At 73.3% G+C, this 16,862-nt stretch carries 18 protein-coding genes; 11 read left to right on the top strand and 7 right to left on the bottom strand.

Going from position 1 to position 16,862, the window contains the following annotated elements:
* Window positions 1-16 precede the first annotated feature (16 nt).
* Window positions 17-562 carry a hypothetical protein gene (locus tag A4A78_RS00410; protein WP_231880757.1) on the bottom strand — a complete coding sequence of 182 codons (546 nt, stop codon included), beginning with the start codon at window positions 560-562 and terminating at the stop codon, window positions 17-19.
* A gap of 106 nt (window positions 563-668) precedes the next feature.
* On the opposite strand from A4A78_RS00410, the gene A4A78_RS00405 reads away from it, so the two are divergent.
* Window positions 669-1,433 carry a hypothetical protein gene (locus tag A4A78_RS00405; RefSeq protein WP_062946476.1) on the top strand — a complete coding sequence of 255 codons (765 nt, stop codon included), beginning with the start codon at window positions 669-671 and terminating at the stop codon, window positions 1,431-1,433.
* Between the two features lie 170 nt (window positions 1,434-1,603).
* Here the strand turns inward: A4A78_RS00405 and A4A78_RS00400 are convergent, their stop codons facing one another.
* A complete protein-coding gene (locus A4A78_RS00400) occupies window positions 1,604-2,317 on the bottom strand; it encodes a MerR family transcriptional regulator (RefSeq protein WP_062946475.1) in 714 nt (237 codons plus the stop codon).
* 83 nt (window positions 2,318-2,400) lie between these two features.
* Here A4A78_RS00400 and A4A78_RS00395 point away from each other — a divergent pair, with 83 nt between their 5' ends.
* Window positions 2,401-2,901 carry a DUF2306 domain-containing protein gene (locus tag A4A78_RS00395; RefSeq protein WP_062946474.1) on the top strand — a complete coding sequence of 167 codons (501 nt, stop codon included), beginning with the start codon at window positions 2,401-2,403 and terminating at the stop codon, window positions 2,899-2,901.
* Here the strand turns inward: A4A78_RS00395 and A4A78_RS00390 are convergent.
* Complete coding sequence (locus A4A78_RS00390) at window positions 2,844-3,536, bottom strand: DUF4352 domain-containing protein (protein ID WP_062946473.1); 693 nt, start codon at window positions 3,534-3,536, stop codon at window positions 2,844-2,846. The two genes, A4A78_RS00395 and A4A78_RS00390, sit on opposite strands and share 58 nt — an antisense overlap.
* 188 nt (window positions 3,537-3,724) lie before the next feature.
* On the opposite strand from A4A78_RS00390, the gene A4A78_RS00385 reads away from it, so the two are divergent.
* Window positions 3,725-5,572 carry a BCCT family transporter gene (locus A4A78_RS00385; protein ID WP_369816722.1) on the top strand — a complete coding sequence of 616 codons (1,848 nt, stop codon included), beginning with the start codon at window positions 3,725-3,727 and terminating at the stop codon, window positions 5,570-5,572.
* Here A4A78_RS00385 and A4A78_RS17640 read toward each other — a convergent pair.
* From A4A78_RS17640 to A4A78_RS00375, 3 genes are all read right to left on the bottom strand, one after another.
* Complete coding sequence (locus A4A78_RS17640) at window positions 5,455-6,219, bottom strand: hypothetical protein (RefSeq protein WP_156488503.1); 765 nt, start codon at window positions 6,217-6,219, stop codon at window positions 5,455-5,457. The genes A4A78_RS00385 and A4A78_RS17640 overlap by 118 nt on opposite strands.
* Before the next feature lie 61 nt (window positions 6,220-6,280).
* Window positions 6,281-7,270, bottom strand: coding sequence for a bile acid:sodium symporter family protein (locus A4A78_RS00380; RefSeq protein ID WP_062946472.1), 990 nt, complete (start codon window positions 7,268-7,270; stop codon window positions 6,281-6,283).
* Between the two features lie 66 nt (window positions 7,271-7,336).
* On the bottom strand, window positions 7,337-8,833 hold the full coding sequence (locus tag A4A78_RS00375; protein WP_062946471.1) for a hypothetical protein: 1,497 nt from the start codon (window positions 8,831-8,833) through the stop codon (window positions 7,337-7,339).
* Between the two features lie 170 nt (window positions 8,834-9,003).
* On the opposite strand from A4A78_RS00375, the gene A4A78_RS00370 reads away from it, so the two are divergent.
* The 5 genes from A4A78_RS00370 to A4A78_RS00350 all read left to right on the top strand — a co-directional run bounded on the left by A4A78_RS00370 (window position 9,004) and on the right by A4A78_RS00350 (window position 13,603).
* Complete coding sequence (locus tag A4A78_RS00370; RefSeq protein WP_062946470.1) at window positions 9,004-10,227, top strand: NAD(P)/FAD-dependent oxidoreductase; 1,224 nt, start codon at window positions 9,004-9,006, stop codon at window positions 10,225-10,227.
* A 26-nt stretch (window positions 10,228-10,253) separates the two neighbouring features.
* On the top strand, window positions 10,254-11,030 hold the full coding sequence (locus tag A4A78_RS00365; protein ID WP_231880755.1) for a hypothetical protein: 777 nt from the start codon (window positions 10,254-10,256) through the stop codon (window positions 11,028-11,030).
* A 156-nt stretch (window positions 11,031-11,186) separates the two neighbouring features.
* Window positions 11,187-11,393 (top strand): hypothetical protein, encoded by a 207-nt coding sequence (locus A4A78_RS00360; protein ID WP_062946468.1) that lies wholly within the window; start codon window positions 11,187-11,189, stop codon window positions 11,391-11,393.
* A 149-nt stretch (window positions 11,394-11,542) separates the two neighbouring features.
* Window positions 11,543-12,631, top strand: coding sequence for a hypothetical protein (locus A4A78_RS00355; protein WP_062946467.1), 1,089 nt, complete (start codon window positions 11,543-11,545; stop codon window positions 12,629-12,631).
* 72 nt (window positions 12,632-12,703) lie between these two features.
* A complete protein-coding gene (locus A4A78_RS00350) occupies window positions 12,704-13,603 on the top strand; it encodes an aminodeoxychorismate lyase (RefSeq protein ID WP_062946466.1) in 900 nt (299 codons plus the stop codon).
* On the opposite strand, the gene A4A78_RS00345 is transcribed toward A4A78_RS00350, so the two are convergent.
* A complete protein-coding gene (locus A4A78_RS00345; protein WP_062946465.1) occupies window positions 13,604-14,569 on the bottom strand; it encodes a sugar-binding transcriptional regulator in 966 nt (321 codons plus the stop codon).
* 111 nt (window positions 14,570-14,680) lie between these two features.
* Between A4A78_RS00345 and A4A78_RS00340 the strand changes: the two genes are divergently transcribed.
* The 3 genes from A4A78_RS00340 to A4A78_RS00330 all read left to right on the top strand — a co-directional run bounded on the left by A4A78_RS00340 (window position 14,681) and on the right by A4A78_RS00330 (window position 16,566).
* On the top strand, window positions 14,681-15,184 hold the full coding sequence (locus A4A78_RS00340; RefSeq protein WP_062946464.1) for a PTS sugar transporter subunit IIA: 504 nt from the start codon (window positions 14,681-14,683) through the stop codon (window positions 15,182-15,184).
* Window positions 15,181-15,648 carry an NUDIX domain-containing protein gene (locus tag A4A78_RS00335; RefSeq protein ID WP_062946463.1) on the top strand — a complete coding sequence of 156 codons (468 nt, stop codon included), beginning with the start codon at window positions 15,181-15,183 and terminating at the stop codon, window positions 15,646-15,648. Before A4A78_RS00340 ends, A4A78_RS00335 begins: the two co-directional genes overlap by 4 nt.
* Before the next feature lie 69 nt (window positions 15,649-15,717).
* Complete coding sequence (locus A4A78_RS00330; RefSeq protein ID WP_062946462.1) at window positions 15,718-16,566, top strand: aldo/keto reductase; 849 nt, start codon at window positions 15,718-15,720, stop codon at window positions 16,564-16,566.
* Window positions 16,567-16,862 lie beyond the last annotated feature (296 nt).

The following is a 16,862-nucleotide window of genomic DNA, read 5'->3' as shown; positions in this document are numbered from 1 at the left end:
GTGCGGAGGTCGCGCCTCAGTCGATGAGGTCGAACTCGACCTGCTCGGTGTCGGCGCACACGCTCGTCACCGACAGCGTCCACAGGTCCACGGCGACGGTCTCGCCCAGGGTGATCGGTCCGATCTCCCGGGCGGGGCTGTCGCCGACCTGCGCCATGAGCTGCGCGCTGTCGCCCTCGATGCTCTCGAGGGAGACGGTGAGGGCCTCCCCGCCGCGCTCGGGCAGGCCGGGGTTCGCCTCCTCTCCCAGCTCCGCGTAGTAGGCGCCCTCGCCCGTGCAGGGCTCCGGCGGGACGAAGCCCTCCGGTGCGGGCGTGACCTCGTAGGACTCCTGCGGGACGACGGCCGCGGTCTTCCCACCCCCGTCGGAGGCGCCCCCGACGGAGTCGTCCCCGTCCGAGGCGGCGGGCTCCTCGGCAGTCGTGCCCTGGGCGGCGGGGGAGGAGCCCTCCTCCTCGGGGGAGCCGCTGCACCCGGCGGCGAGGAGCACGGCGGCCAGCACGGCGGCGACGCGTGCGGAGCGGGGGCGGCGAGCGACGGTGACGGCCACGGGGATCCTCACGGCAGGACGGGACGAGACGGGCGACACGCTAGCGGACCGGCGCCCTCGTGGCACCATCGGGGGAGCCCGGCAGCCGGGCGACGACGAGCACGCGGAGGAGGGACCGATGGCGAGCAGACCGCAGCGACCCGTCCCGAGCCCGAAGGCGCTCGCCGGACGCAGGGACCCCGCCCGCTCCGTGCGGCCGGTGGACTGGACCGCCGTGCCGGGGCGCCGGCCCGAGCCGGCCGCGCGGCCCGAGCAGGCCGACCTGCCCTCCGCCCCGCTGCCGCGCCGACGGGCGCGGACGGTCCAGCTGCCGCGGGCCGCGTCGGCCGCTCCGAGCGATGCCGTGCACACGCTCGACGCGGACGATCCCCGACCCCTGCCCCGGCCCCTGCGGATCCGCGACGAGGACATCCGCGCCGTCGGCGTGACCGGGGCCGACGGGGAGCGGATCGTGCAGGCCGTCGCCGACCCCGAGGACGCCTGGACCGCGGATGCCGGGACCAGCGACCACTTCCTCCGCGGCGACCTCGTGGTGCAGGTGCGCCGCGCGGACAACGCCGTGATCGGCCTGTTCTCCGCCCGCTACGCGCTCAGCGTGCGCCCCGACGAGTACGAGCCCGCCCTCGACATCGCCGAGGACGCCGCCGGCCCCTCCACCCGCGGCGGGCAGGGCACGCGCCACCCCACCTCGCGCCGCGAGCTGCTGGGCCGCATGCAGCAGGCGGGCTTCGTCATCACCCCCGGGGCGACGCACGGTCGCGTCACGCATCCCGACCATCCCGGGCTCGTGCTGCCCTTCGCCTCGACCCCCTCGGACCGCCGCTTCACCCGGCACGCCGTCGCGCAGATCCGACGCGTCTTCGGCATCGACCTGCGGCGCTGAGAGGCCCGCACAGGAAAGTGCCCCGGCTCGTCCCCACGAGCCGGGGCCATCCCTTTCCCCCGCGTCCCGGATCAGCGGATCCCGCCTCCTCCTCAGTCAGCGGGATCCTCCGGTGACGCGTTGAGAACAGTGAACACGCGCTGCCGGGAAAAGCACTGTGCCGAGGCTGTTCATTCCCTGGTAATCGGGGGCCCGGACGGCCCGGAATCCTCGCTGACCTGCATCGCATCGAGGATCGAGAAGCTCGCGTGCCCCAGCAGACGCAGCAGCCGGACCAGTCGGTCGAAGGCGATCGCGCCCGCCACCGCGCGCATCACCGCCACGTCCTGCGAGACGGACGGCTCGGCCCCCGCCGGCCCGGCACCCGCCGGCCCCGCCCCGGTGCTCATCCAGTCCACGTCCGAGCGGGCGATCTGCGCCATCGGCTCCCCATAGCGCAGCAGCATCCCCAGGTCCGTCGGCGCCTCCCACTCCTCCAGGGAGTGCAGCAGCCGATCGAGCGCACGGCGCGGGGCGGAGTCGACGTCCGGCCAGCCCAGGTGCGCGAGCAGCGGGGCGATCGAGGGGTGCTCGCCTCCCGCCGCCTCCGCCCCGTCGGCAGGGTCCTCGAGGCCCAGGGCGAGGGTCTGCGACTCGGCGAGCACCTCGATCAGCGGGACGTCGGGATCGTCGAGCAGGGCCGTCACCCGTGCGATCCGCGCGATCGGGGCGCCGGCGACCTCGCGCAGCACCTGGATCAGCTCGAGGCGCTCCACGTGGGCGCGGCCGTAGTCCTGCCGGGTCGTCGTGATCCGCTCGCCCGGCGGCAGCAGCCCTTCGCGCCGGTAGTACTTGATCGAGGCGGCGGAGACCCCTGTCGCCTCCGCGAGCTCGTGCAGGAGCATGACCCGTTCTCCCCTCGGATAGTGCGCCGACCAGCGACTATCTTGATGGCGCCGGTGTGGATAGCGGCACTATCGTCTCTCGCATGGACGCTCTCACGCCGATGCTCGCCCTCCACGCCGTCTCCGCCCTCGTCGTCCTGCTGCTCGGCCCCTTCCAGATCCTCCGTCGGCGCCGCGACCGCGCTCACCGGATCCTCGGCGGCGTGTGGGCGGCGGCGATGGTGGTCACGTGCCTGTCGAGCCTCGGGATGATCGACGACGGACTCAGCTGGCTGCACGGGCTGTCGGTCTGGACCCTCGTCTGTCTCGTCGCGGCGATCGTCGGCATCCGCAGCGGGAGCGTCGAGGTGCACCGCGGCTTCATGGTCGGCTCCTATCTCGGAACCCTCATCGCCTTCGCCTTCGCGGCGCTGGTGCCCGTGCGGCTCATCCCGCAGCTTCTGCGCAGCGCGCCGCTGATCGTGGCGGTGACGGTGCTGGCCGTCGCCGCGGCGCTCACGGTGCTGGTGGTGACGGTGGTGCGTTCTCAGCTGCCGACGGGGACGCGGAACTCGCTGCCGCCGGTGCCGACCTCGTCGGTGTAGCTGATCTCCGCGAGCACCGTGTCAGCGGGGACGTCGGCGTACAGCTGCGCCTCCGCCTCCTCGCCGGCCGGGATCTCCGGGCCGGAGGTCGAGAACGCGCCGTAGCGGATGTTGATCTCCGCGCCGGAGTCGTCGTAGAGCCGGAAGCGGTCGGAGTCGAGCCCGATGGACCTCGAGCTGCTGTTCTCGATCGTCACCGCCACGCCGATGAACTTGTCGTTCTCCGGGGTCTTCGTCTCGCCGCCCAGCTCGAGGGTGGTCCCCTCCTCGGGCTTCGAGACCGTCAGCGTGAAGATCTCGTCGCTCGGCGAGGTGGCATCGGCCGAGGGGCCCTCGGTGGGCTTGTCCACCGGCTGGTCGGTCTCGATCTCGGTGGGGGCGTCCGAGGCGGGAGTGCTCGGGTCGTCGGAGGGGTCCTCGCTCGGGGGAGGGTCCACGATCGAGGTCGGGGGCGACGTCGGCTCCTCGCCGCCGTCCTGGCCGACGAGATAGAGGCCGATGCCGGCGACGACCAGCAGCAGCACGAGCACGCAGCCGCAGGCCAGCGCGATGTACAGCGGGGTGCGGCTCTTCGCCGGCGGGAGCGGGGGCGCTCCGGTCGGAGGGGTCGGCGGCACGCCGTACGGGGTGCTCATGAAGGTCCTCCACCTCTGCCGGGAGCGTCGTGGACCACGCTATCCCGGGGTCGGGCGGGGCGCGATGGGGAGGACTCCCCGTCGGACCTGAGGCCGAGGATCCTGCGGGAGCGCGCCCCCGAAGGGCCGAGGCTCCGCCATACTGGTGAGCGTTCCGACGACCAGCCCACCCTGCGGCGGCACGGCCGATGAGCGAGACCCGCGCGACGGTGCCGTCCGACGAGGAGACGAGCACCGTGCTGACGAGACTCCACGACGCGCTTCGACTGCGCACTTCCCCCACGATCTTCTTCGGCTCGGCGGCGATCATCCTCGCCTTCGTGATCGCCACGATCGCCTTCACCGAGCCGATGGGAGCGGCGACCGACAGCGCCTCGCAATGGCTGATGACCAACCTCGGATGGTTCTACATCCTCGGCGTCACCGTGTTCCTGGCCTTCCTGATCTTCATCGCGGCCGGCCGTTTCGGCCGTGTGAAGCTCGGCCCCGACGACGAGCCGCCCGAGCACTCCGGCACGGCCTGGTTCGCGATGCTCTTCGCCGCCGGCATCGGCTCGATCCTGATGTTCTGGGGCGTCGCCGAGCCGATCAGCCACTTCGGCGACCCGCCGCGCGCCACCGAGCTCGGCCTCGAGGCCGGCACCTGGGCCGCCGCCCGGGACGCCATGAACTTCACGTACTACCACTTCACGCTGCACACCTGGGCGATCTTCACCCTGCCCGCTCTGTGCTTCGCCTACTTCATCCACAAGCGCAACCTGCCGCCGCGGGTCAGCTCGATCTTCCAGCCCCTGCTCGGTGAGGGCATTCACGGCCCGATCGGCAAGATCATCGACATCATCGCGATCATCGGCACGATCTTCGGCGTCGCGGTCTCGGTGGGTCTGGGCACCCTGCAGATCAACGGTGGCCTCAACCAGCTGTTCGGGATCCCGGAGAACGCGGTCTGGAACCTCGTCATCATCGGTGTGGTCAGCGGGCTGGCGCTGATCTCGGTGTCCCTCGGCCTGGAGAAGGGCATCAAGGTCCTCTCCAACCTCAACATCGTCATGGCCGTGCTGCTGCTGCTGTTCGTGCTGGTCGCCGGCGGCTCGACCCTCTTCGTCATCAAGGGGACCCTGGAGTCCTTCGGCAACTACCTCGTCGCCCTGCCCGAGCTCGCGCTGTGGAACGACACCCAGGCCGACTCCGGCTGGCAGAACACCTGGACCGTCTTCTACTGGGCCTGGACCATCACCTGGTCGCCCTTCGTGGGCATCTTCATCGCCCGCATCTCCAGGGGCCGCACCATCCGCCAGTTCGTCTCCGGCGTGCTCGCGGTGCCGGCCGGGTTCTCCGTGATCTGGTTCGGGATCTTCGGCTACGCGAGCTTCGACATCGAGCTGCGCGGCGAGGGCGGCCTCGTGGACCGCGTCGTGGGCGACGGGGACATCCCCGGCGCGCTGTTCGCATTCCTGGACAACTACCCGGCCGCGTTCTTCGTCTCCGTGATCGCGATCATCGTGGTGGTGATCTTCTTCGTCACCTCCGTGGACTCCGCGGCCCTGGTCACCGACTCGATGGCCAACGGTCACGAGGATTACAACCCGCTGGGCCAGCGCATCTTCTGGGGCGTCGCGATCGGGCTGATCACCGCGACGCTGCTGGTGTTCTCCGGCGAGGACGGTCTGACCGCCCTGCAGTCCACGATCATCCTCGTCGGCCTGCCGTTCTTCATCATGGGCTGGTTCCAGATGTACGCCCTGCTGCGTGCGCTGAAGGAGGATGCCGGCGAGCTGCCGCAGATCCGCACCCGCGAATGGGCGCAGGTGCTGCCGCCCGAGGAGTACGAGCGGCGCGAGGAGGACGAGGAGTACGACACCGACGACTACGTCGTCGAGCCGACCTACACCACCGAGGTGCCGGTCATGAGCGACATCTACGAGGACATCGAGGAGGTCGAGCCCGACGGCGCACCCGACGCGGGGACGCTGCCGGCCCGCACCGGCAGCGCACGGGCGACGCTGCCGAAGGACCTGCGGGACGAGTCGCGCTGAGCGGCGCGGGTCCCCGGGGTCAGGGCGTCCAGTCGGCCCGCATCCCGGGGATCCTGCCCTGCGCGCGGGCCCGTGCCCTTCAGCTCCTCGGTGCCGAACTGCGCGGACCAGCGCGCCAGGTGCGGCGGGCAGCCTCCGCGCTCGAGGCCCTCGCGCAGCGCCGCGGCGATCTGCTCCGCCTCGCGGGAGCCGAAGATCGCGATTCCCTGCCCGGGCCGCGGGGGACGGGCACGGCCGGGTGCCGGGTCGCCCCCGGGGGCGGGGCCGAGGAAGGTGACGGCGAGGTCCGCGCCGGGGGAGAAGTACCAGGACGGGGACAGCATCCGCTGACCGCCGCGCAGCGGACGGATCGTGTCGATGTCGGAGAGGACCCGGATCGAGGCCGGGTGGATCTCCGTGAACCACATCGCCCGCGGACGCCCGCCGAGCACTGCACGGCTCAGCACGATCCCGTGCTGGTGGAGGTCGAGACGCGCCGAAGTGCACCAGGCCAGGAACACGATCGCGATGGCCAGCACGAGCAGCCCGAACGCCGCGCCGATCACGAGCAGCGCCGGTCCGCGGTCGAAGAACACCACGAAGACCGCGCAGACGATCACCAACAGCGGGCCGATCGAGAGGTACCAGACCACCGCGAGCGGGGACACGGAAGTGCGATATCGACGCACCCGCGGCCCCAGGACGATCGTGCAGTCCGACATCAGGACCTCAGGCCGGGTCGACCTGGTGGCGATCGGCGCTGCGGCGGTAGTACATCGCCAGCACCGCGCCGGAGAGGTTGTGCCAGATCGAGAAGATCGCGGCCGGCAGCGCGGCGGCCGGGCTGAACGAGGCCGCGGCGAGCGTCGCGGCGAGGCCCGAGTTCTGCATCCCCACCTCGACGGAGGTGGTGCGGGCGGCGCGCTCGCCCTGGCGCAGGAGCCGCGCGGCCCAGTAGCCGATCAGGTAGCCGAGGCCGTTGTGCAGCACCACGGCCAGCAGCACGATCGCGCCGGCGGAGACGATCGCCTCGGTCGAGCCGGAGACCACGGAGACGACGACCAGCGAGATGCCGGCGACGGAGACCCACGGCAGGGCCGGCAGGATCCGGTCCACCAGCTTCCCGGCGATCAGACGGATCACGAGGCCGCCGACCACCGGGATCAGCACCATCTGCACGATCGACAGCGCCATCGCGCCGGCGTCGACGGGCAGGTAGGAGCCGGCGAGCCACAGGGTCAGCAGCGGGGTGAGCAGCGGGGCGAGCAGCGTCGAGATCGAGGTCATCGTCACCGACAGGGCGGTGTCCGCCTTCGCGAGATAGCAGATCACGTTCGAACTGGTGCCGCCGGGGGCGCAGCCCACCAGGATCACGCCGACGGCCAGCTCGGGCGGCAGCTGCAGCAGCAGCGAGACCCCCAGGCCGATCAGCGGCATGATCACGTACTGGGCGACCACGCCGATGAGCACCGGGAGCGGGCGCCGCACGACCAGCCCGAAGTCCGGGAGGGTGAGGGTGAGCCCCATCGCGAACATGATCACGCCGAGGTAGATGCTCGTGAACGGCGCGAGGGCCTGGCCGACGGGCGGGGCGAAGAAGCCGATCGCCGCGGCGACGAGGATCAGGGCGGGGAAGATCGTCACCGCGATGCGCGCGGAGCGGTCCTCCGAGACGCGCGCGGTGCTCGCGGGCGCGGGGGACGGGGTCTGGGTGCTCATGGGAGCACTGTACTGCCCTGTGAGACGGGCGTCCGGGATGTGGACGCCTGGTGGTCGTCCCGGCCGTCAGCCCCGCTGGCGCGCCGGGACCTGCCAGGCGTGCACCGGCTCGCCCGAGTCGACGGCGGCACGATAGCGGCGGGTCATCTCGGCGAGCGCCTGCTCGCGGGTGCCGCCGCGCAGCTCGAGGGAGGTGACGGTGTCGATCTGCCAGCGGGCGCCGTTGCGGCCCGTGCGGGCGCGCTCGGTGAGGATCTCCTGGTAGCGGGCGATCACCTGCGGATCGGCGCCGAGCTCGCGCAGCCCCTGCATCGCCTGCGGGATCAGGTGCTCCTGGAGGAGGTCCGCGACCCGCACCCGGCCCACCTTCGGCCAGCGCACCCGCGCCTCGAGGCCCCAGCGCGCGCACTGCTGGAAGGACTCGTCGGCCTGCTCGAAGCTCATCCGCGACCACAGCGGCCGCCGCTCGTGCACCAGCGAGCGGACGATGCCGTAGAAGAACGCGGCGTTCGCGGCCATGTCCGCGGCGGTCGGGCCGGTCGGCAGCAGACGGTTCTCCAGCCGCAGGTGGGGCACGTCCGTGCCGGGATCGTAGATCGGCCGGTTCCAGCGCCACACCGTGCCGTTGTGGAGCATCAGCTCGTGCAGGCGGGGGGAGTGGCCCTCGGTCAGCAGCGGCTCCTCCGCCATCTCCCGTGACTCGGGGATCAGCGCCGGGAACAGCCGCACGTTCTCCTCGAAGAGGTCGAACATCGAGGTGATCCAGCGCTCGCCGAACCACACTCGCGGCCGCACCCCCTGCGCCGCGTACTCGGGCGGGCGCGTGTCCAGGGCCTGCACGAAGGTGGGGATGCGGGTCTCGTGCCACAGTCGTTTGCCCAGCAGGAACGGGGAGTTCGCGGCGAGCGCGACCTGCGGGCCGGCGATCGCCTGCGCCGCGTTCCAGGCGGCCGCGAACTGCTCCGGCGGCACCTGCAGGTGCAGCTGCATCGAGGTGCACGCGCTCTCCGGCGCGATCGAGTCGAAGGTGGTGTCCACGCCGCGGCCCTCGCCCTCGATCCGCAGGGTGATCTCCTCGCCGCGGGCCTCCATCACGCTGGACTCCAGCGCCTCGTAGCGGGCGCCCGGGGCGCGCCACGCCTCGTCGGCGAAGAGGTCCTCGGAGATCGTGGGCAGGTGGCCGACGGGCACCACGCGCGCCCCGCGGGCCTGCGCCGCCGCGTCGGCCCGGTCGACGGCGGCGCCGAGCGCCGTCTCCAGCTCGCGCAGCCCGGTCCCCGTGGGATGGGTGACGGGGAGGTTCGCCTCGAGATTGAAGCGGCCGATCTCGTGGACGTACTGCTCGTCGTCGAGATCCTCCAGCAGCGTGTCCGCGATCAGCGCCGGCGCCATCGAGTCGCGTTCGGCGAGGTTCATCTCGAGCTCGACGCCGACGGTCCCCTCGTCGATGAACTCGGCCGTGTCCAGGAAGGTCTCGAAGAGGTCGAGATTCCGTCGCAGCTCCCGCCGATAGCGGGTGCGCTGGGAACGGGTGTACTCGGTGCTGCCGATCTCGCGTCCCATGGTGGTGACCTCCGGTCCGGGCGGGTGTGCCCGCTCATCCAAGCACGCGCGGGGGCGGTGCGGCAGGGCCCATCCGCCCCGCGGGAGATGGCGCACATCCGAGGACGGGCTTACCGTGGTGGACAGCGAGACCAGCGCTCATCGAGGAGCGCCCGCCGAAGGAGGCTCCGATGTCGGCCCTGAAGGACAGCTACGACCATCTGATCATCGGCGGAGGCATCGCCGCGGACGCCGCCGCCCGGGCGATCCGGGAGGCCGACGAGGAGGCGAGCATCGCGATCCTCTCCGCGGACCCGCACGCCCCCGTGTACCGGCCCGCCCTGTCCAAGGACCTGTGGACCGGCGAGGACCCCGACCCCGACAGCCAGGACCTGGGCACCGCGGAGGCGACCGGGGCGGAGCTGTTCACCTCCACCCTCGTCACCGAGCTGCTGCCCGCCTCGCACACCGCGGTCACCGCGCGCGGCCAGCGGGTCCACTACCGCAAGGCGCTGCTGGCCACCGGCTCCTCGCACCGCCACCTCCCCGGCGTGCACGACCCCCGAGTGATGAGCCTGCGCACGGTCGGCGACTACCGCCACCTGCGCACCCTCGCGACCGACGGCGCCCGCGTGGTCGTCGTCGGCGGTGGGTTCCTCGGCACCGAGGTCGCCGCGGCGCTCACCCGCACCGGCGCCGAGGTGACCCTCGCCCACGGCGGGACCAGGATCCTCGAGCACATGCTCCCGGACTCCCTCACCTCCCACCTCGAGCAGGTCTTCACCGAGCACGGCATCGAGCTGGTCGGCGGCTTCCGCCTCGCCGGGATCTCCGCCGACGCGACCCTCACCCTGCGCGCCGCGAACCGCGAGACCCTCACGGCCGACGCGGTCGTGCTCGGGCTCGGTGCGCAGCCCGCGACCACCCTCGCCGAGCACGCCGGGATCTTCACCGACCGCGGGTACGTGGTCGTCGACCCGCACCTGCGCACCAGCTCCCCGGACGTCTTCGCGGCCGGGGACGTGGTGCTCTACGACGACGCGCTGCTGGGACGGCGCCACGTCGAGCACGTCGACCACGCCGAGGCCTCCGGCGCGGTCGCGGGAGCGAACATGACCCGCCCCGAGGAGGAGCGGGAGGAGTACACGCACACCCCGCTGTTCTTCTCCGACCTCTTCGACGACGGCTACGAGGCTGTGGGCCGCCTGGACTCCTCCCTCGAGATGCGCGAGGTATGGGACGAGGAGCACCGGGCCGCGGTGGTCCACTATCTCGACGAGGGCGTGGTCGAGGGCGTGCTGCTGTGGAACACCTGGGACTCGGTGCCCGCCGCACGAGAGCTGATCGCCCAGTCCCAGGCCGGTGACCTGTACATCGACGCGCTCGAGAGCAGGATCCGGCCCGGCGCCGGGTGACGGACGCCGCGTGACAGACTGGGCGGGTGAGCACGCCGATGAACACCTCCCTGCCCTGGCCCGACGGCGCCGAGGTGCTGCCGATCGCCCCGCTGCGCCCCGTCCTGGACCGCCTCTCCTCCCTCGTCACCGTCCACGAGCAGGACGTCGCCATGGTGCCCGGCCTCGCCGTCACCGAGGAGGAGATCGCCGCCGATCCGCCGCCCGCCCTCGAGCAGCTCGTCGACGAGCTCGGAGGGATCACCCTGCGCGACCTGCCCGTGCTGACCCTGCTGGTCGAGAACCGCACCGACGTCGGCCCGTACACGCTGCTGGGCGAGGCGACCAGCTACTACCCCCTCTACGAGACCCCGGACACCGCCGTGGTGCTGACCCTCGACGAGAACGGGACCCCCGGCGCGGTCCACGGCATCGGCGAGGACCTCGCCCTGCAGCTCGCCGCCCCGGACCTGCCCACCTACCTGGGCCTCTTCACCGATGCGCTCGAGGCGACCCTCGCTGAGCTCTCCTCCCGCGGCCCCGCCGACGACGATTCCGAGTCCGCGCGCACCGACGCCGCAGAGCAGCTCATGGACGCCCACCTGTTCGCCGCGATACTCGGCATGGTCGAGGACGTGCCCGAGGCGGAGCTCGTCGCCCCCGCCGGCGGGGAGGCGGACGGTGCGCTCGCGCTCGCCGACCTGCGCGGCGCCGCGCTCGGCACCCGCGTGGACCCGATGGAGGTCGAGACCGACGGGGATCCGCTCGAGATGCACCTGGGCTGGCGCGAGCACGGGCTCGTGATCGCGGTCCACGGCGGCTGAGCCGGGCGCGCGATGACGCCCAGGTGACCGCCGGGCGAACATCTCGCCTCCCCGCGCACGATGGGGAGAACTCCCCATTCCCGCCCCCGAACCCCGTCCCTAGCGTGAGGGCGACCAGGTCATGACCAGGGGAGCGGCGGGGGAGCGGGGAACGACATGGCGGGATTCCTGGGGGCCGACACCGAGGCGCTGCGCGCCCTCGGCCGCGCCGTCGGCGGCGGCGCGGAGCGGCTCGAGCAGCTGACCGCGCAGCTCGACGGGATCGTCGGCGGCATCGACGCGGACTATGCCCGCGCGCTCGTGGGACGGGTGGGCGCGGACCGGGTCCCGGACTGGGCGCGGGAGCTCGCCGACGGCGAGTGAGCCCGGGCGGCGACCCCGCTTGGTCGCGGCCGGGATGGGGAGTCCTCCCCATGGCGGTGGGAGCCCCGGGACGCATAGGTTCGGGGGCGTGCCCGGGGAGGCACGTGGCGGGGACTGCGACACGGGGACTGCGAGGGGAACGGGGAGGCATGAACGGATTCTGGGGGGCGGACGCCGAGGCCCTGCGGACGATGGGCGCGGTCTGCGCCCGGCGCGGGGAGCTGCTCGACGAGCTCGAGGGGCGGCTCTCCGCGGTGATCGACACCGTCGAGTGGGTGGGGGAGGACGCTGAGCGGTTCCGCGCCGACTGGGCCGGGAGCGTGCGCCCCGCTCTCCAGGACCGCGGCCTCGAGCTGCGCCAGCAGGCCCGACGCCTCGCCCAGCACGCCGAGGAGCAGGAGGCCGCCTCGAGCCCCGACAGCTTCGGCGGGCCCTGGTCGAGCCCCGGCGAGTTCCTCGCGGACATGGCGCGGATGGCGCAGGGGATGCTGCGGGACCTGCTCGGCGGCGGCGCGCTCGGCGGCGAGGACGGGCCCGCGGGCCGCTTCGCCGACATGCTGCGCGAGGCGCTCGCCACCCCCGAGGGGCGGGCCGCGCTGCTCGGCGCCTTCCTCGGGAGCCTGCTCGGCGGGCTGCTCGCCGACCTCGTCCTGCGCGGACTCGCCCTCGGCATGCTGCTCGAGGAGCTGCTGGCCGGACTCGGCGCCGGCGGCGGGCTCGGGAACCTGATCGGGGAGGAGGGGCGCCTGGGTGAAGGCGCCGACGGCGGGAGTGCTGGTGCCGAGTCCGGCTCCGAGGGCGCCGGCGGCTCCGGTGCGGGCTCCGAGAGCGCTGGTGGGTCCGGGGAGTCCTCGAGCGGCGCGGGGGAGTCCGCATCCGGCGGGGCCGGGGGCGAGTCCGGTGGGGGATCCGGCGGCGGGTCGTCGTCGGGCGGCGGATCCGGCGGGGGCGGAGCCGAGGGGTCCGGCGGGGCCGAGGCGGGTGCTGCCGAGACCGGGAGCGAGGCCCCTGCGCAGGGAGGCGCGATGGGCCTGCAGGGCCTCGTGGACGGTCCGGCGCAGAGCGCCGGCTCGCTGCCCGCAGGCCGGCTCGAGGCCCCCGGTCCCGAGGAGCCCGGCACCCTGTTCGAGCGCCTGGTGGCCATGATCGGGGAGATGCTCGGCGGCGCCTCCGGCAGTGGTGACGCCCCGAGCCCGCGCGGCGCCTCTGCGATCGGCGAGGGGATCGGCTGGGGCTGAGCCCTCGGCGCGTCAGGTCTACCCTGGTGAGACGGCTCCGCACCCCGGCGGGCCCCGTGAAGGAGCAGTGACATGACCGCGACCAGCCCCCGTCCCCCCGCCCCGGTGCTCGTGCTCGTCCCCGGCGCGACCGGGGCCCCGTCGGACGGCGGACCGGGCTACCGCCTCGCCGACCCCACGGTCCCGCAGCTCTCCGTCACCGACCTCGTCGCCACCCGCGGCGACGGCGTCTTCGAGACCATCGGTGCCTTCGACGGCAGCCCCGTCAACGTCGGCCCCCACCTCGCCCGCCTCGCCCGCAGCGCCGAGATGATCGACCTGCCCGCCCCCGACCAGGCGCTGCTCGCCGAGGCGGTCGACGCCGCGATCGCCGCCCACGAGGGTGTCGCCGAGCTCAGCGTGCGCGTGATGTACACCCGCGGCGTCGAGGGCACCGGCACGCCCACCTGCTGGATCCACGCCAAGGCCTCCGACGACTGGACCCCCTACCGCGCCGGGATGCGCGTCGCGGTGCTGGACCGGGGTCTGGCCACCACCGCCGCAGAGACCAGCCCCTGGCTGCTGCAGGGCGCGAAGACCCTCAGCTACGCCGTGAACATGGCCGCGGTGCGCGAGGCGAAGCGCCGCGGCGCCGCCGACGTCCTCTTCGTCTCCAGCGACGGCTACGCCCTCGAGGGCCCCACCTCCACCCTGCTCGTGCGCCGCGGCGACACCTTCCTCACCACCCCCGCGAGCGCCGGCGTGCTCGCCGGCACCGCCGTCGCGACCCTCTTCGAATGGCTGCGCGAGCAGCAGGGCCTCGCCACCGGCGAGGAGCTCATGACCATCGAGGACGTGAAGGGCTCCGACGGCGCCTGGCTGCTGTCCTCCACCCGCCTCGCCGCCCCGATCACCCACCTCGACGAGCACGAGCTGCCCGTCGACGCCGAGCTCACCGCCCGTTTCGAGCGCGTGCTCAAGGGAGGGATCTGATCAAGCGCGAGACCTGAGCGCGAGCACCTCGCGGGCGAGGTCGACATCTACCACCAGGGTGCCGATCGCGCCGCTGCGCAGCACCCCCACCACCCCGGGCGCCTTCTCCTCCCCGGCCGCGACGCCCAGCACCTCCGGGATCCGCAGCAGCTCCGAGAAGGTCACCGCGAGCACCCGCTGATCCGTCGGCGCCCCGAGCGGGATCCCCTCCGCGTCCACGAACCGGCCGCACACATCGCCCACCGGGCGCTGCGCCTCGAAGGCCGCGCGCTCCTCCTCGCCCAGCGCCATCAGGTCCAGCACGTGCGGGGAGGAGTGCACGCCGAGCGAGCCGATGCCCACCACCGCGAGCTCGACCTGCGCGGCCGCCTCCAGCACGGTGCGGATCGAGGACTCCGCCCGCAGCGTCGCGACCGCCGTCGCGGACTCCAGCACCGCCGGGGCGTAGAGCGTCCGCGGCGTCGCCCCGAGCCGCGAGGCGAGCACCCGCAGCACCGACTCGCCGGAGTCGAACTGGTCCAGGGCGCTGTGCCCGCCCACCAGCGGCAGCACCGTCGGCGTCGGCCTGGGGCGGAGGGAGTCCAGGGCGGCGACGACGCTCTGGACCGTCTGCCCCCAGGAGACGCCGAGACTGCGCACCCGGCCCGCGCGCTCCGCGATCAGCGCCGCGCCCTGCCGCGCGACGGACTCCATCGCCGAGGCCCGCGGCGCGGAGACCACATGCGCCTCCCGCAGCGAGAACGTCGCCCGCAGCGCCGCCTCGAGCGCCTCGTCGCGGCGCGGCGGGCCGTCGGGGTCGTGGATCGTGATCTCGACGATCCCGCGCTCCCGGGCCTGGGAGAGGATCCGCGAGACGTTCGAGCGGGACAGTCCCAGCTCCTTCGCCACCTCCGTCTGCGAGCGGCCCTGCTCGTGATAGAGGCGCGCCGCGCGCACCACGAGGGCGGTGTCTCGAGGGGCGGGCATGGGCTCTCCTGGCGGGCGGCGGCGCGGGACGCGCCGGACGGAACGAGCCCAGCGTACGCAGGCGAGCGCCGACGGGTGCCAGAATCAGGGGGTCGCCGTCCGGGAGGAACCATGAGCACAGATCCGCGCACGCCCCGCGCACCGCTCGCGCTGAGCCTCGTCCTCGCCCGCCTCGAGGCGGCCGACGCGGCCGACGCGCTGCGCACCCTCGCCGGGCACCTGCTGGACGACGGCGCCGTCACCGAGGCCTTCCCCGAAGCGCTGCAGGCGCGCGAGCAGCGCTACCCGACGGGCCTGCCCACCCCGATCCCCACCGCGATCCCGCACGCCGACCCCGAGCACGTGCTCGTCCCGGGCCTGGCGCTCGCGACCCTCGCCCGCCCCGTCGCCTTCGGGGAGATGGGGGCCGGCGGCGGGGAGGTCCCGGTGCAGCTGCTGGCCATGCCGCTGCTGACCGACGCGCGCGAGCACCTCGCCGCCCTGCAGCGCCTGATGGCCCTGCTGCAGGACGAGCAGGCGGTCGCCGCGCTGCTCGAGGCCGAGGACGTTGAGACGCTGAGGGCACGGGCCGAGGCGCTGCTGGGACGGGCAGAGGACGAGGAGGAGATCGCATGAGGAGCCCCAGGCTGGGAGTGAAGGCGCTGATCGTCCGCGAGGGGCAGGTGCTGATGAACCGCTACCTGGAACCGGACGGTCGGGAGGTGTTCGCCCTGCCCGGCGGCGGGCAGGAGCACGGCGAGGACCAGGCCGCGGCGATGGTCCGCGAGTGCCGCGAGGAGATCGGCGCCGAGGTCGAGGTGCACCAGCCCGCCTGCCTGTTCGAGATCATGATGGACCGACGCATGGTCGACGGTTCCCCGATCCCGCCGTTCCACCAGGTCAACGTCGCCTACTGGTGCGGCCTGGCCGAGGGGGAGGAGCCCGGGGAGGGCACCGAGCCGGACCCCGGCCAGGCCGGCACCGCCTGGCTGGCGCTGGACCGGCTCGGCGAGCACGTCGTCCACCCGCCCGAGCTCGCCCGCTGGCTCGAGCAGGATCCCGGCTCCCGGCCGTTCAGCCTTGGAGTGTGCCGCAGCTGAGAGGGCGATAGCCTGGTGGGAGTGTCCAGCGGCGGTCGAGTCCGCCGCGACCCGAGAGCAAGGAGCAGCATGACCACCTCGCCCCGCATCGACTTCCACGACGGCCGCTCCATCCCGCAGCTCGGCTACGGCGTGTGGCAGGTCGAGAACGAGGTCGCCGCCGACGTCGTCGTCAAGGCCCTCGAGGCCGGCTACCGCCACGTCGACACCGCCCGCGGCTACAACAACGAGGCCGGCGTGGGCCAGGCCCTCAAGGCCGCCGGCCTCCCGCGCGACGAGGTCTTCGTGACCTCGAAGGTCCCCAACCAGGACCAGGGCCGCGACGCGACCCTGCGCTCCTTCGACGCGACCATGGAGGACCTGGGCCTCGACGAGCTCGACCTCTACCTCATCCACTGGCCCGCCCCGTCCAAGGGCCTCGCCCTGGAGACCTGGAAGGCCCTCGTGGAGCTCAAGGAGCAGGGCCGGATCCGCTCCATCGGCGTCTCGAACTTCCGCCGCGAGGACCTCGAGCTCATCGAGGCCGAGACCGGAGTGCTTCCCGTCCTGAACCAGATCGAGGTCCACCCCTACCTCGGCAATGCCGAGCTGCGCGCCTTCCACGCCGAGAAGGGCATCGTCACCGAGGCCTGGTCGCCGCTGGGCCAGGGCGGCGGCGAGCTCGAGGACCCCGTGGTCACCGCCGTCGCCGAGGCGCACGGCGTCAGCCCCGCCCAGGTGCTGCTCGCCTGGAACCTCGCGCTCGGCAACGTGGTGATCTCGAAGTCCGTCACCCCCGAGCGGATCGCCGCGAACCTCGCCTCCCTCGAGCTGAAGCTCACCGACGACGAGATCGCGAAGATCGCCGCGCTCGACAAGGGCGCCGCCGGCCGCCAGGGCCCGGACCCCGACACCTTCGCCGGTCACCAGGGCGCCTGAGCCCCGGACCCACCGCAGCGGCCCCGCCGCACACCACGACGCGCCGCGTCTCCCGGAAGGGAGGCGCGGCGCGTCGTCGTGCCGGGCGGGCCCCGACGAGATCGGCCCCGCCGCCGGGGTGACGGCGTCCGTCGGCCTCGCCGCACGACCGACGCTCGCGTCGCCCGGACGATGCCCTCGCCTCGCCGCCAGACCGACGCCCTCGCCGCCCGGCCGCCTCCACGCGTACGTCCGCGGAAGGTTTTGCTGCCGTGAGGACTCATGAGCGCCCCGATATGAGTCGTGGCGTCGCAAAA

The organism is Brachybacterium sp. sponge (assembly GCF_001613775.1).
Lineage (GTDB): Bacteria > Actinomycetota > Actinomycetes > Actinomycetales > Dermabacteraceae > Brachybacterium > Brachybacterium conglomeratum.
The sequence above is the reverse complement of the archived record's forward strand: the minus strand, read 5'-3'. Positions and strand labels throughout refer to the sequence as shown.